Below are 14140 nucleotides of genomic sequence, written 5' to 3'. Positions count from 1 at the left end.
GTCGAGCGACCGGAGCGTCCTGTACCCGCGTTGAGCGCCGCCACTCTGACAGCTGCGCTCACTGCTGCCGGCTGATTGTTTCGGCTAGTTGACGATGATGCCGTCGACAATCGCCTGTTTGCGCAGGGCGACCTTCGTTCCGACATCGATGCCCTTGCTTCGATACTTCTCGCGAATGCGCTTGAGGTAGGACTTCGCCGTCTCCTCGGAGATGCTGAGCTCATAGGCAACAGACTTCACCGGGTCGCCCGCGGCATAGAGCGCCATGACACGGCGTTCTTGCGCACTCAGCCGAGGTGATGCCGATGACGCCCGCCCGAGTGCGGCATCGAGTTCGGCCGAGATGTACGACTCTCCGCGCTGAGCCGAGCGAATCGCCTCAACCATGGCCGAGGCCGGCTCGCTTTTCACGAGATAGCCCACGGCGCCCGCAGCGAGCGCCTCTCGCACGACTCCGGGGTCGGAGTATGCGCTCATGACCACGGTCTGCGCCCCGGTTGTCTTCAGCGTCGCGAGCTTGAGCGACACGGGGATGTTGTCTTTGAGATCGAGATCGAGAAGAACCACATCGACAGGGAAGCTGGGATGCGTGAGCAGCTCGGGCCAGGTCGGCACAGCTGTGATCACATCCACGTCGTCCGCGCTGTCGGTGATCCACTGGGTGAACGCGCTCAGGATCATGCGGTGGTCGTCGACGATCGCCACACGGATCTTGCTTGGAGTCATCACGATGTCCTCTCTGTCTTGGCAGTCTACTGGTCGGGGGTCATTGGCCGATGCTTATCGCGCATTCGACGGCAAACCGCATTCCCTGCGGGGTCTGAGTATCCACCAGGTCACCGACACTGCGCAGGGCGGCCCATGCAGCGGGCTCGACGCGGTTGCGTTTGATATCGGCGACGAGAATCTCAATATGGCAGCGTCGCTCGGGCCCGGACACGCGCTGCACCGAGTACACCTCGCCGATGCGCACGTGCGTTCGAAGCGCCGTTCCCTCAGCCGAGAGAGCGAGAAGCCACAGCGCTGAGAGAAGTCCCTCGCGCTGGGCGGGCTGAAGCAAGGCGGCCGTGGCATTTACATCGTCAAGGTCGAGGCTTCCTCGCAGCACCCCCGATTCGATGACGGCGTGTTGCAGCCAGGTGTTCTGCCTGCCTGAAACAAGGTAGCTGCGCAGCTCCGTCGCCAGCGCGGCGGCGTGGTCGGCGACGTCGGGGGAAAGAGGGAGCTCGAGTTCGCCCGATGCCACCTTCTCAAAGATGACCTCCACTTCACGGTCGACCGATGCGAGCCGCTCGGAGGCCATCAGCTCGGGCCCGAAGGCGGGAGCCGTGACCGTGCTCTGCACCATCACCCGGTCGAGAGCCTTTCGACTGAGCGACCGATAGGCGTTCATGGTGAGACTGCCGATGAGGGGAGGAACGATGGAGACCGCGAGCATCACGAGCTCCGCGCCGAGGGAGATCGCCCTGTCGTGTTCGCTCGACAGGATGGCGGTGATCAGAACGAGCGCGAGCACTCCCGTGCACGTCACGATCTCTCTGATCGGTCTGAGCGAAAGGGCACCGATGAGAACGCCGCCGATGGCGCATGCCGCTGTGGGAAAAGTGCCGGAGTCGACGTACCCCCAGACCGCCGTGACGTCGAGCGAGGCGACGCCGGCGAGAGGGATCGATGCGATCCAGAATGCACGTCCGCTCAGGTGGTAACCCGTGCGTCGCACATGCCAGGTGACGGCGATGAGAGTGGCGATGAAGAGAAGCCATGCGCCGATGTTTCCGGGCAGCTGAGGGTAGGCGGCAATGTTTGAGACAAACCGAACGAAGGAATAGACGACGATGACGGCTCCGGCGAAGCCGGGGCCGACCCCGAGCCGCGCGGTGCCGAGCGCGGCCTGAGACGTTGCGCGAAGCCCGGCTGTGCGCGCGCGCGTTGATCCGCTCGGTTCAGGGAGGCTCACTTGGGCACCTCCAGCACCACGGTCGCACCGGCACCGGGGGAAGAGAAGACACGCACAGTGCCGCCGATCTCCTCGATGCGAGCGACGACAGACTGGCGGAATCCCATGTGCCGGTCGGGAATCTGCGACGGATCGAACCCGACACCGGCGTCGGTGACGACACCGCGCACGATTGTGCCGTCGTCGCTGAGGGTGACGTGCGCTTCGGTCACCTTCGCGTGTCGTCGCACGTTTTCGACGCACTCGGTGAGCGCGTGGATGAACGCATCGAGCTTGGCATGGGCGAGTCCGAGCTGGCCGGAGCCGTGCCACGTGACGTCGAGCTCTGTTCCGTTGAAGCGCTTCTTCACCGATTCGAGCGTCTCGCCGAGTTGCAGCTCTGCCGTGTTGGTGAGCGTGTATTGCCCGGATGCTCGGGGCGAGGGACTCTCACCACGACGCAGCCGTGCGAGCAGCTCGCGGTCGCTTGCCGCCTGGGCGCGAAGGGTCTCGGCGTCGACGCCGACACCCGAGTGGGCGAGGATCGACAGCGTCGCGAGCGCCGTGTCGTGGAGGAGCCGGGCATCGCGCAGCCGCGCAGCCTCGGTTTCGCTTGCCCGTCGTTCGAGGTTGTGAGCGCGGCCGATGCTGACGATGCGTCGCATGACACGGGCCCTGCTACTGACGAGCCACACGCCGAACACCAGGCACAGGAGCCAGAGCACAGTGACAAGGCCGACGATGCCCCAAACGTTTGCCGTCGGAACGTCGATGGAGTGCGCGAGAAGCAGACACGAGAGCTCGGTGGCGACGAAGACGGCGCCGATCGCGAGAATGCCGCCGCGAGTTGCGGTGAGGGAGACCGCAAGCGAACCGATTCCCCAGCCCGCAATGACGCACATCGCTGCTCCGAGCGTGAAGTTGATGCCGGAGGGAGGCACCGCTGCGGTGATGACGACGAGCGTCGTCAGGCCCGCTCCGACAACGCACGCCTGACCGAGCAGGGTTCGGCGTCGCCATGTCCAGAGCGTCGCCGCGGCGAGGAGGAGGTGCGCGAAAATCGCTGTGGGAATCCAGCCACTCGCGATTGCGTCGGGCATGAGCATCGCGACGAGTGACATTGCCGTGGCGACAAGGCAGAAGGAGAGCGCAGTCGCCGACACGAGCTGTGCATGCTGCGTATCGAAGTACTCGAGGGACTCACGCTGCTGACTTCCGGGGGCGGACGGAGCGATCTCGCGCCATACGGCCATGCGCCTCACCCCTCACGAACGTCTCGCGCCTGCAACCCTCAGTTTATGGGGTTGCTGGTCAGACGCTGAGAAGACGTGCCAATTGCCGAGAGACAAGCGCATTTTCAATGAGAAACGCGTCGTGGCCGAAATCGGAACTGATGACCATCGGTTTGTCTCCGTCGATGTTTCCGGGAACGGCTGCGGCGATGACGTCTTGTCCAGAGACAGGGAAGAGCCTGTCGCTGTCGATTCCGAGGACGAGCGTTGGCATCGTCACGCGGGAGCATGCCTCGTCGATGCCGCCGCGGCCACGACCGACGTCGTGTGAGTTCATTGCCTCGACGAGCACCGAGTAGCTGTTCGCATCGAAGCGGCGAGTGAACTTGTTGCCGTGAAAATCGATGTAGGACTCGACGGCGAAGCGGCCGCCGTTGCCGAGGGGGCTGATCTCGGATTGCCATGAACGGGCGAAGCGCGAATTGAGCTCATGGGGACTTCGATAGTTGATCATGGCGAGCCGACGCGCGAGCGCGAGACCGCGGTAGGGCCCGTTGCCGTCTGTCGCGTCGTAGTACGCGCCGCCGTGAAAGTGCGGGTCGGTGCGAATCGCTTCGATCTGCACGGTGTTCTGGGCGATCTGATCTGCCGTTGTCTCAGGTGGCGCCGCGAGGATCGCCAGACGCTGTACGCGATCGGGAAACATTGCTCCCCACTCGAGAGCGTGCATGCCGCCCATCGACCCGCCGACGACGGCCGCCCAGACGTCAATCTCGAGCAGGTCGGCGAGCCGAGCCTGTGCGTCAACCTGGTCGCGGATTGTCGTGTAGGGAAAACGAGCGCCCCATTCGGCGCCGTCTGGCGCAAAGCTCGCTGGCCCTGTCGAACCCTGGCAGCCGCCCAGCATATTCGGCGCCACGACGAAGTAGCGATCGGTGTCGATCACCTTCTGCGGCCCGACGATCTCTTCCCACCAACCGGCCGTGGGGTGGCCGTCTCCAGCGGGCCCGCGAACGTGCGAGTCGCCCGTCAGCGCGTGCAGAATGAGAATTGCATTGTCGCGATTCTCGTTGAGGGTGCCCCAGGTTTCGTACGCGATGCGCACAAATGGAAGGGCTGCGCCCGCTTCACACGAGAACGCGCCGAGCGGGGCGAACTGGCGACGTCCTGAGGGGTCGCCGTCTCGCCAGGCCCCCGTTGCCGGAGGGCGTCCGATGACGGTGCGGCTGTCAGCTTCGGTGATGAAGCTCCATGGCACGGTGTCATCGAGGCGCTGCGAGTCCATGGACTCATTCTGTCGTCCCTGTCTGAGCGCCAGGGCATTGTTACGGTCGCGGCCACCGCATCCGCCGTGAGAACGACAGAGGGGCGGATGCCGTCAGCATCCGCCCCTCTGGTGACTGTCGACTCAGCGCGAAGCCTGCGACACCTCGCGGGCCGTGGTGAATGCCTGCTCGAGGTCGGCCTTGAGGTCGTCAAGGTTCTCGAGTCCGACGGACAGCCGTACCAGCCCCGGCGTGACGCCAGCGGTGAGCTGCTGCTCGGGGGAGAGCTGCGAGTGCGTCGTCGATGCCGGGTGAATCACGAGCGAGCGCACGTCGCCGATGTTCGCCAGATGCGAGAACAGCTGAAGGCTGTTCACGAAGGCGCGACCTGCGTCGGCGCCGCCCTTGAGCTCGAACGAAAGAACAGCCCCAACGCCCTTGGGTGCGTAGTGGTTTGCCTTCTCGTACCAGGGGCTCGACGGGAGGCCGGAGTAGCTCACGCTGGCGATGTCCGGGTGCGCCTCGAGCCACTCGGCGATCTCCTGCGCATTCTGAACGTGGCGTTCAATGCGCAGTGACAGCGTCTCGATGCCCTGAATGAGCTGCCATGCGCTTGCCGGTGCGATTGCCGAGCCGAGGTCGCGCAGCAGTTGCACGCGCGCCTTGATGATGTAGGCGATCGAATCGCCGAGCACCGTCGTGTAGCTGGCGCCGTGGTACGACGGGTCGGGTTCGGTGAGGCCCGGGAACTTGTCGACGTGCTTTGACCACTCGAACTTTCCACCGTCGACGATGACGCCGCCGATGACGGTGCCGTGTCCTCCGAGAAATTTCGTTGCCGAGTGCACGACGATGTCTGCGCCGTAATCGAGCGGACGGATGAGGTATGGCGTCGCGATCGTGTTGTCGACGATCAGCGGAACGTCGTGCGAGTGGCCGACCTCGGCGACGCCGGAGATGTCAAGCACGTTGATGCGCGGGTTCCCGATCGTCTCGGCGAAGAGCGCCTTTGTATTGGGACGGATGGCGCGGCGCCATTCCTCGAGGTCGTCCTGGTCTTCGACGAAGGTCACCTCGATGCCCAGCTTTGCCAGCGTGTACTTGAACAGGTTGTACGTTCCACCGTAGATCGACGACGACGAGACGATGTGGTCGCCTGCCTGGGCGATGTTGAGAATCGAGAAGGTCGATGCTGCCTGGCCTGACGCGAGCAGCAGTGCTCCCGTTCCGCCCTCAAGGGCTGCCATGCGCTGCTCGACGACGTCTTGCGTCGGGTTCTGAATGCGGGTGTAGATGTTGCCGAACTCGGCAAGCGCGAAGAGGTTCTTGGCGTGCTCGGTGTTGTCGAACACATAGCTCGTCGTCTGGTAGATCGGCGTTGCCCTGGCCTTGGTGACGGGGTCGGGTGCCGCGCCTGCGTGAATCTGAAGGGTCTCGAACTTCCAGTCCGAATGTGCGTCGGTCATGATTGTCCTCTGTCGTGGGTTGGGGGTCGCTGAGACGTGTGGCTTGTACATCCGAGAGTACGTTCGCGCACGCGGAAGGCCAAGGGGCGGCGAAACATGACGTCATCTTCGTGTGGCGGCTGCCGCTAAAATCTGCAGATGGATGCTGCGACTCACACACGTCAGATCTGGTCGGACCTGCCCGAGAACCTGATCGCCGAAATCTCGAGAGTGATCGGCGACGTCGTTTCGGCAGACAGCCAGCCGCGAGGATTTTCGACAGGTATCGCGGCCCGCGTGTCGACGGCAGACGGGGGCTGCGCCTTCGTGAAGGCCGCCGATCGGCGGCGCAACGAAGAAACCGTCGCGCTGCATCGGCGTGAGGCGAGCATTCTCGACACGATTCCGCTTGGCCCTGTGGCGCCGGGACTGATCGGCACGGCCGAAGATGAGAATTGGTTCGCACTTGTCATCGATGATGTCGAGGGCAGGCACCCCGATGGTCGGCCCGGGGATACCGAGCGAGTTCTCGATGCGCTCGCGTCTCTGCCGCGCCTTGCCGACGGTCACGGGCTTCCCATCGTGGCCGATGACGAGGCGGAGAACATGACGGCGTGGACGAGTCTGATCGACGCGTCGGATGCTGATCTTCCCCCGTGGGCCTCTGCTCATTGTGACGCGCTCGCCGAGCTTGCCTCCGGCGCAACGGAGGCGCTGCGCGGCGACTGGCTGCTGCACTGCGATACGCGCGCAGATAACCTTCTTGTTGAAGCGGATGGCACTGTTCGCATCGTCGACTGGCCCTGGGCGACGATCGGCTGCCGATGGTTCGACGCACTCGCCTACTTGATTGACGCTCGCCTGCGCGCGGAGCCGATCGATGCCAACCGACTCGTGACGGCGCATCCGATCTTCGCCGGGGCCGCAGACGACGCGATCACCGCTGTGCTCGCGGGCCTGGCTGGGCACTTTCTCGACAAGGCTCGGAGACCGGCACCGCCTTTCATGCCGACGCTGCGGGCGTTTCAGCGAGCCGAGGGTGAGGCGGCGCTCGCATGGGTGCGCGAGCGAGTGGAGCAGGGCCACACAACCACATAGTCTTAAGAACATGACCTTTCGCCGCGCCGTCGTCACAGGAGCAAGTTCAGGAATCGGATGGGCGACAGTCGCTCAGTTGGCACATCGGGGATGGGACGTCGTCGGCGTCGCCAGACGGGCCGATCGCCTCGAGGAGCTGAAGCGCGCAACGGGAGCCGACGTACGTGTGTGCGACGTCACAGACCAGGCAGATGTCGACGCGCTCGCCGCATACGTCGCCGAGTCGGGCGGCGCCGATGTGCTGGTGAGCAACGCGGGCGGTGCGCTGGGGCTCGACACTGTCGAAGAGTCCGATGTCGACGATTGGGCGCGCATGTTCGATGTGAACGTTCTGGGCACGAAGCGCGTGGTCTCTGCGCTGCTGCCGGTGCTTCGCGCCTCGATCGAGCAGGGAGGCGCGGCATCCATTCTTGGTGTCACCTCCATCGCCGGGCAGGTCGCGTACGAGAAGGGCGGCGGGTACAACGCCGCGAAGTTCGCGCAGCGTGCCCTGCTGCAGGTGCTTCGCCTCGAGCTCGCTGGCGAGCCGATTCGGGTCATCGACGTGGCGCCCGGGCTCGTGCACACCGAGGAATTCTCGCTTGTTCGGCTCGGAGGCGACAAGAAAGCGGCGGATGCCGTCTACGCCGACGTGCCGCATCCGCTCACCGCAGACGACATCGCCGAGACGATCGCGCATTCGCTTGAGCTGCCCGCGCACGTCAACATCGACCAGATCACGGTGAAGCCCGTCGCGCAGGCGGCGCCCCACAAACTCGTCAGAGGAGAGCTGAAGGTAACGACATGAGCCAAGAACGCGAAGTACTGACGTGGACCGACTTCGGCGAGGCATCGCGCGCCCTGGCTCGCCAGGTGCTTGACGACGGCCCTCGCCCAGACATTGTCGTCGCCGTCGCGCGCGGAGGGCTGCTGCTCGCCGGATCGATCGCCTATGCGCTTGGCACAAAGAACTGCGGCAGCATCAACGTTGAGTTCTACACAGACATCCATGAGACGCTTCCCGAGCCCGTCGTTCTGCCGCCAGCCCTCGATGCCCCGAGCCTCGCGGGCAAGCGCGTGCTTCTCGTCGACGACGTCTCTGACTCGGGAAAGACGCTCGCCCTCGTCGTCGAGCTGCTCGGCAGGCACGGCGCCGATGTGCGCTCGGTGACGCTGTACTCGAAGCCGCGCACCGTGCTCGAGCCGGACTTCGTGTGGCGCCGCACAGACAAATGGATCACCTTTCCCTGGTCGGCTCTTCCTCCCGTCGATGCCGAACCGAGCGTGGAGGCCACAGCGTGAGCATCTATCTGAGCGGGGGAGGCGAACCGCCGCTTGCCGATTTCGTGGCGGATGCTGCGCGAAGCAGCGCTCGCCGAGACGCGACGGTTCCCCGCATCGCCGTGATCTACACGGGCAGGCACTATCGAAAGACCCGGCCAGATGAGATCGTCGACGCGTTGACGGCGGCAGGGGAATGCGAACCTGTCGTTCTCGAGTACGGGGTGTCGCAGGAGGCCGCGCTTGCCGACCTCATCGACATCGATGCGCTCTACGTCTCCGGCGGCGACCCCCGCGAGTACCTGCGGGCGCTGCAGCCCGTGCTCGGTGAGATCCGACGGCGCGTCGCCGAGGGAACGCCGTACTTTGGAACCTCGGCCGGTGCGCTCATCGCCGCGGAAAAGGCGCTTGTCGCCGGGTACAGCATCGGCGGAATCGCCGTCGCGCCCCCGACGATCAGCGATGCCGAGAGCGAACTCGAGATCGCCGAGGGAATCGGACTCGTCGACATCACGATCGAGGTGCACGCTGCACAATGGGGCACCGTGTCCCGGCTCATCGCCGCCACCGAAGCGAGCCTAGTGACCGGCGGAGTCGCTATTGACGAAGACACCGCGCTCGTTGTCACCGATGGCGGCTTGAACGTCGTCGGCGGTGGCAGCATCTGGCAGGTGATTCCGGGCGAGCACGGCGTCACCGTCGCCACGGCGGCAGCGTCGTGACCCCGAAGACCCTGCAGCAGCTTGCGGCGTCCGGCTCCATGGATGCTGGCTGGGCCAAGGCACTAGAGCCCGTCGCCGGGCCGATTGTGCAGATGGGCGATTTTCTGCGTGCTGAGACGGCCGCCGGTCGCGGCTACCTCCCGCACGGCGACCAGGTGCTGCGCGCGTTCGAGCAGCCACTCGCGAACGTGCGCGTGCTGATCGTCGGCCAAGACCCGTACCCGACCCCCGGGCACCCGATCGGGCTGTCATTCGCTGTTGATCCGCACGTGCGGCCATTGCCGCGAAGCCTGCAGAATATCTACCGCGAGCTGAACGACGATCTCGGCATCCCGCCCGCTGCCACGGGCGACCTCACAGCATGGTCACGCAGCGGCGTGATGCTGCTCAACCGTGTGCTGACCGTCGCCCCGGGCGCCCCGGCCTCGCATCGCGGAAAGGGCTGGGAGGGAGTGACCGAGCACGCCATCCGCATTCTCGTCGAACGCGACGCCCCGCTCGTCGCCCTGCTGTGGGGCCGAGACGCGCAGAGCCTTCGGCCCATGCTCGGCGACACGCCGGTCGTTGAGAGCGCACACCCGAGCCCGCTGTCGGCATCGCGCGGATTCTTCGGGTCGCGGCCGTTCTCCCGGGTGAACCAGCTTCTTGAACAGCAGGGTGCTGCGCCGGTGGACTGGCGGGTCGACGCGATACATGCATGAAACGTGGCGCGCGTAGCCTGTCGATGTGACAGCACCCGCAGAGACGGCGGCCCCCGAAACCGGGCAGCAGACCGAAGGCCACACGATCCGGCGGGCCACAGCTGCGGATGCGGAGCGCATGGCCGAGATCTACGCGCACTACGTCGCGCACTCGTATGCCACGTTCGACGAGCAGCCGATGAACGCTCACGAGTGGAGCACGCGGCTCGCGACGCTCGAGCAGGCGGGGTACCCGGTGCTCGTCGCGGTAGCCGCATCCGGAACCGTCGTCGGCTATGCGTACGCTGCGCCGTGGAAGCTCAAGCATGCCTATCGTCCGACCGTCGAGAACTCGATCTACATCGACCCGCTGGCGACGGGAAGAGGGCTGGGGAGGCGCCTTCTCGTCGCACTCATCGTGGCGTGCCGCGGGGCTGGCCACTCCGAGATGATTGCGGTCATCAGCGATAGCGGCAGCGAGGCGTCGCTCGCACTGCACGAGCGCGCAGGGTTTCGGCGTGTGGGGCGGCTGGAGAACGTCGGCTGCAAGTTCGGCACCTGGATCGGCGTGCATCTGCTGCAGCTGTCGTTGCGGTGAGGCACGGGTCGAACTGTAGCCTCGATGCATGGCCGAACTCCACGATCTGAGCGCACTCGACCTCTGGCGGGCCCTGCAGGCAGGCGATACGTCGCCGACCGAGGTGACAGTGCACGCACTCGACAGAGCGGAGCGGCTGAATGCGCACCTTGGCGCGTTTGTGACCGTGACTGCGGATGCCGCACGGCAGCGAGCGGCAGATGTGGAGTCCGGGCGGGCACGCACTGGCCGGTTGTGGGGGCTGCCCCTCGCCGACAAAGACCTTGTCAACCGGGCAGGAGTTGCGACGGGCTTCGGGTCGCGGGCGTTCCACGGCGTCGTGGCTGCGGCATCCGACGAACTTGTCGATGTTCTGGACGCGGCGGGTGCCATCAGCATCGGCAAGACGGCAACCCCAGAATTCGGCCTTGCCGGGTACACGGAGCCGCTCGCGACGGGACCGGTTCGCAACCCGTGGGACGCGACTCGAGGCGTCGGCGGGTCAAGCGGGGGCGCCGCAGCTGCGGTGGCGGCGCGGATTCTTCCGTTCGCGCCCGGCAGCGACGGCGGTGGCTCAATACGTATTCCCGCAGCGGCATGCGGTCTCGTCGGCATCAAGCCTTCGCGGGGTCTGATTCCGTCTGCCAGTGGCGTGACGTCGCTCGGCGGGCTCTCTGTCGGGGGCGCTCTCGCGCGCACCGTTGCCGATTCGGCTCTGCTTCTCGACGCCATGATTGGCCGGGAGAACGGCCGCATTCCGCATCACTACGCGTTGCGGGCGCCCGATGACGACGACGGGGATCTGCTTGGCGCTGCCGTGCGTGGCGAGGGGCGTTTTCAGCTCGGCATCCTGACGAATACGCCATTTGACGACGAGCTTGACATCGTCATCGACCCGGCGGCGACGGCGGCTGTCAGCGAGGCAGCCAGCCGGTATACGGATATGGGGCACGGCATCGAGGAGTTCGCTCTCGAGCACGACGGCCGTTACGGGGAGCGCTTCCGCGCTCTCTGGCATGCCTCTGCCGCCTCGCTGCCCGTCGACGGCGTGCAGCTCACGCAGCTTGAGCCGCTCACGCGGCACCTGGTCGAGCGGGGGCGGGCGATGAGCGCGCGCGAGCTCACGGCGGTGCTCGGCGCCCTGAGCGAGTTCGAACGCAGCGTCATCAGGCAGTTCTCCCGCTTCGATGCCGTGCTGACGCCAACGCTCGCGCTTTCCCCGCGCCCGCTCGGGTGGTTTGACGCCGACGACCCCGAGCGTAATTTTCGACAGCAGTGTGAGTATGAGCCGTTCACCTCGTTTGTGAACGTTGCGGGGCTTCCGGCGATCACGCTTCCCGTCGGCCAGACGCCAGACGGGCTCCCAATGGGTGTGCAGCTGATCGGCAGGCCGGGCGAAGAGGCGACGCTGTTCGCTCTGGGCGCTCAGCTGGAGCGCCGCATCCGGTGGCAAAGCCGCGCGCCCGGGTGATCAGCTTTCTGCTGGCCGATCCGGAATATCGAGCACGGGAACGGCGTCGAGAAGCCGCTGCGTGTACGGATGCTGCGGGCGGCTGAGCACCTGCGGAGTCTCTCCCTTCTCGACGATGCGCCCATCGGTCATGACGGCCACCTCCTCGCAGAGATCGCGAACGACGCCGATGTCGTGCGAGACGAGAACGAGAGTGAGCCCGAGCTGCTTCTTGAGCCCGGCGAGCAGCTCGAGGATCTGGGCGCGCACGGTGACGTCGAGGGCGCTGACCGGCTCGTCGCCGACGAGCATGCATGGATTGTGCACGATTGCCCGTGCCAGGGCAATGCGCTGGCGTTGGCCGCCCGAGAACTCGTGAGGGTATCGTCCGGCCATCTCAGCATCCAGACCCACCTGCTGCATCACCTCGCGCACGCGCGCCTGATGATCACCGCGAATGTGCAGTCCCCACAGGGGCTCAGCGACGATTCGCCCAACGCTCATGCGGGGATCGAGCGACGCATAGGGGTCTTGGAAGACGATTCCCGTCTGCCGCCGAAACCAGGTTGCCCGTCTGCCTCGGGTGACGGTGCGGCCGCGAAATTCCACGGTGCCCGCAGTCGGCACATCGAGGGCGAGCATCAGGCGAACCAGCGTCGACTTTCCTGAACCCGACTCGCCGATGATGCCGATCGATCGGCCTTCCTCGATCTCAAGGTTTGTGCTCTGCAGAGCATGCGACACGGTTCGCGGAGCAAACGCAGAATCGCGCCGATTCGCGAAGTCGCGGGTGACGCCAGAGAGCCGGATCAGCGGAGTGGTCACTGTGCCTCCGGTTTCGTCCAGCTCGTCGCCCGAGCGGCATCCACGATTTTTCTTGTTGTGGCGGACTGCGGCGCGGTGAGCAGCCCATTGACGGTTCCCGACTCGGCAACGCTGCCGCGATCAAGAACGATCGCCGTGTCGACGATCGACTGCAGCACAGCGAGATCGTGGGTGATGAAGACGAGGGAGGTTCCCAACGTGCTGACGACACGCTCGAAGAGAGCGAGAATCTCAGCCTGGATGGTGACGTCAAGCGCTGTCGTCGGTTCGTCAGCGATGAGCAGCTGCGGCCGGGCGGCAAGCGCAATCGCGATTCCCACTCGCTGACGCTGGCCTCCCGAGAGCTGGTGCGGGTAGCGCGCAAGCATGGTCTCCGGGTCGCTCAACGCGACGAGCCGCGCGAGCTCGAGCGCACGTTCTCGGCACTGCGCACGACCGAGCCGCTCGTGGATGCGCACGGGCTCGACGATCTGGCGCCCGATTGTGCGAATCGGATTGAGAGCGGTGCGCGGCTCTTGAAAGACCATTCCCAAGCGGGATCCTCGCACGCGAGCAAGATCCTTGTCTGGCAGGCCGAGAAGCTCACGGCCGTCGAGACGGATGCTTCCTGTCGCTGTCGCACCCTCGGGCAGCAGCCCGAGCACGGCGAGTGCCGTCATCGACTTTCCCGAACCCGACTCGCCGATGATTCCGAGTCGCCCCCCATCTTCGACGTCGAACGACACGCGATCGACAACGATGCGGCCGGCGATCGTGATCGTGAGATCGTGGATGCTGAGGCTCATGCGGTGATCACCTCCGGGCGCCCGAGGCGCGGGTCGGTGGCGTCGCGCAGGCCATCGCCCAGCAGGTTGAAGCCGAGCACCGTCACGGTGATGGCGATGCCGGGCCACACGACAGACAGCGGGTGGATGCCGATGTAGCTCTGCAGCTCGGCAAGCACACGGCCCCACGACGGCGTTGAGACGGGTGCGCCGTAACCGAGATACGACAGCCCGGCCTCGGCGAGGACGGCGACAGCCATGCACCAGGAGAGCTGAACGATGAACACGGGTGCGACGTTCGGAAGCACGTGCCGTGTGAGGTTTCGCACGGGGCCGAGGCCGGCGGCGACACCGGCCGTGACGTATTCAGATCGCGAGACACGGCGAATCTCCGGACGCGAGACTCGGCCGATGTTGACGCCGAAGCTGATGCCGACGGCGAGGATCACCACCATGATCGATCCGCCGAATGCCGAGGCGAGCATCATCGCGATGAGGAGGGTGGGGAACGCGATCAGAATGTCAATGAACACGGCGACGATCTCTCGCAACCAGCGCGCGGTGAGAGCGCCGAGCGTCGCGAACACGACGCCGACGATGGCGGCGACGATTGACGAGCCGATTGCCACCTGCAGGGTGACGCGCGAGCCCGCGAGCAGCACGCTGAAGATGTCGCGCCCGATGTTGTCTGTGCCGAGCAGATGCTGCGGAGACGGCGGCTGCCACTTGGCAAGCACATCCGTGTGCACGGGGTCATACGGCGTCCAGAGAAGAGAGAGGATCGCGCAGAGCACGAGAATCGTCGTCGACGTGAGCCCGAAAATTCCGGTGGGGCTGCGCAAAAGCGAGCGCACCCAGCCGGGGCGCCTGGTCACGGACGTCATCG

General features: G+C 65.6%; 15 protein-coding genes. 7 read left to right on the top strand and 8 right to left on the bottom strand.

The features are described from left to right. Window positions 1–84 precede the first annotated feature (84 nt). The 5 genes from HCR84_RS10680 to HCR84_RS10660 form a co-directional block, all read right to left on the bottom strand. Window positions 85–726 carry a response regulator transcription factor gene (locus HCR84_RS10680; RefSeq protein ID WP_195706631.1) on the bottom strand — a complete coding sequence of 214 codons (642 nt, stop codon included), beginning with the start codon at window positions 724–726 and terminating at the stop codon, window positions 85–87. A gap of 40 nt (window positions 727–766) precedes the next feature. Continuing rightward, window positions 767–1957, bottom strand: a complete 1191-nt coding sequence (locus tag HCR84_RS10675; RefSeq protein WP_166981172.1) for a hypothetical protein — start codon at window positions 1955–1957, stop codon at window positions 767–769. Continuing rightward, window positions 1954–3189 carry a sensor histidine kinase gene (locus HCR84_RS10670; RefSeq protein ID WP_166981175.1) on the bottom strand — a complete coding sequence of 412 codons (1236 nt, stop codon included), beginning with the start codon at window positions 3187–3189 and terminating at the stop codon, window positions 1954–1956. Before HCR84_RS10670 ends, HCR84_RS10675 begins: the two co-directional genes overlap by 4 nt. Before the next feature lie 58 nt (window positions 3190–3247). Beyond that, window positions 3248–4453 (bottom strand): homoserine O-acetyltransferase MetX, encoded by a 1206-nt coding sequence (gene metX / locus HCR84_RS10665; protein ID WP_166981178.1) that lies wholly within the window; start codon window positions 4451–4453, stop codon window positions 3248–3250. Window positions 4454–4576: 123 nt separating this feature from the next. Next, the gene (locus HCR84_RS10660; protein ID WP_166981181.1) at window positions 4577–5899 is read right to left on the bottom strand and encodes a bifunctional o-acetylhomoserine/o-acetylserine sulfhydrylase; all 1323 of its coding nucleotides are present in this window, start codon (window positions 5897–5899) and stop codon (window positions 4577–4579) included. A 138-nt stretch (window positions 5900–6037) separates the two neighbouring features. On the opposite strand from HCR84_RS10660, the gene HCR84_RS10655 reads away from it, so the two are divergent. The 7 genes from HCR84_RS10655 to HCR84_RS10625 are packed head-to-tail and all read left to right on the top strand — an operon-like array spanning window position 6038 to window position 11686. After that, window positions 6038–6976, top strand: a complete 939-nt coding sequence (locus HCR84_RS10655; RefSeq protein ID WP_166981184.1) for a protein kinase family protein — start codon at window positions 6038–6040, stop codon at window positions 6974–6976. 10 nt (window positions 6977–6986) lie between these two features. Continuing rightward, on the top strand, window positions 6987–7763 hold the full coding sequence (locus HCR84_RS10650; RefSeq protein WP_166981186.1) for an SDR family oxidoreductase: 777 nt from the start codon (window positions 6987–6989) through the stop codon (window positions 7761–7763). Further along, on the top strand, window positions 7760–8257 hold the full coding sequence (locus HCR84_RS10645; RefSeq protein ID WP_166981189.1) for a phosphoribosyltransferase: 498 nt from the start codon (window positions 7760–7762) through the stop codon (window positions 8255–8257). The genes HCR84_RS10650 and HCR84_RS10645 overlap by 4 nt, the downstream gene beginning before the upstream one ends. Then, window positions 8254–8958: a Type 1 glutamine amidotransferase-like domain-containing protein gene (locus HCR84_RS10640; protein ID WP_166981192.1), complete on the top strand. Its 705-nt coding sequence runs from the start codon at window positions 8254–8256 to the stop codon at window positions 8956–8958. Before HCR84_RS10645 ends, HCR84_RS10640 begins: the two co-directional genes overlap by 4 nt. Before the next feature lie 38 nt (window positions 8959–8996). After that, on the top strand, window positions 8997–9659 hold the full coding sequence (locus HCR84_RS10635) for a uracil-DNA glycosylase (protein WP_166982030.1): 663 nt from the start codon (window positions 8997–8999) through the stop codon (window positions 9657–9659). Window positions 9660–9684: 25 nt separating this feature from the next. Then, entirely contained in the window at window positions 9685–10236 is a 552-nt protein-coding gene (locus tag HCR84_RS10630) for a GNAT family N-acetyltransferase (protein ID WP_235940649.1), read from the top strand. A 28-nt stretch (window positions 10237–10264) separates the two neighbouring features. Beyond that, on the top strand, window positions 10265–11686 hold the full coding sequence (locus HCR84_RS10625; RefSeq protein ID WP_166981195.1) for an amidase: 1422 nt from the start codon (window positions 10265–10267) through the stop codon (window positions 11684–11686). Here HCR84_RS10625 and HCR84_RS10620 read toward each other — a convergent pair whose 3' ends face one another. The 3 genes from HCR84_RS10620 to HCR84_RS10610 are packed head-to-tail and all read right to left on the bottom strand — an operon-like array spanning window position 11687 to window position 14138. After that, window positions 11687–12490, bottom strand: coding sequence for an ABC transporter ATP-binding protein (locus HCR84_RS10620; protein WP_166981198.1), 804 nt, complete (start codon window positions 12488–12490; stop codon window positions 11687–11689). Continuing rightward, a complete protein-coding gene (locus HCR84_RS10615) occupies window positions 12487–13275 on the bottom strand; it encodes an ATP-binding cassette domain-containing protein (RefSeq protein ID WP_166981201.1) in 789 nt (262 codons plus the stop codon). Before HCR84_RS10615 ends, HCR84_RS10620 begins: the two co-directional genes overlap by 4 nt. After that, complete coding sequence (locus tag HCR84_RS10610) at window positions 13272–14138, bottom strand: ABC transporter permease (protein ID WP_166982036.1); 867 nt, start codon at window positions 14136–14138, stop codon at window positions 13272–13274. Before HCR84_RS10610 ends, HCR84_RS10615 begins: the two co-directional genes overlap by 4 nt. Window positions 14139–14140: the final 2 nt, after the last annotated feature.

The sequence above is a fragment of the Paramicrobacterium fandaimingii genome, from assembly GCF_011751745.2.
GTDB classification, from domain to species: Bacteria; Actinomycetota; Actinomycetes; order Actinomycetales; family Microbacteriaceae; genus Paramicrobacterium; species Paramicrobacterium fandaimingii.
This window is presented reverse-complemented; position numbering and strand designations above follow the sequence as displayed.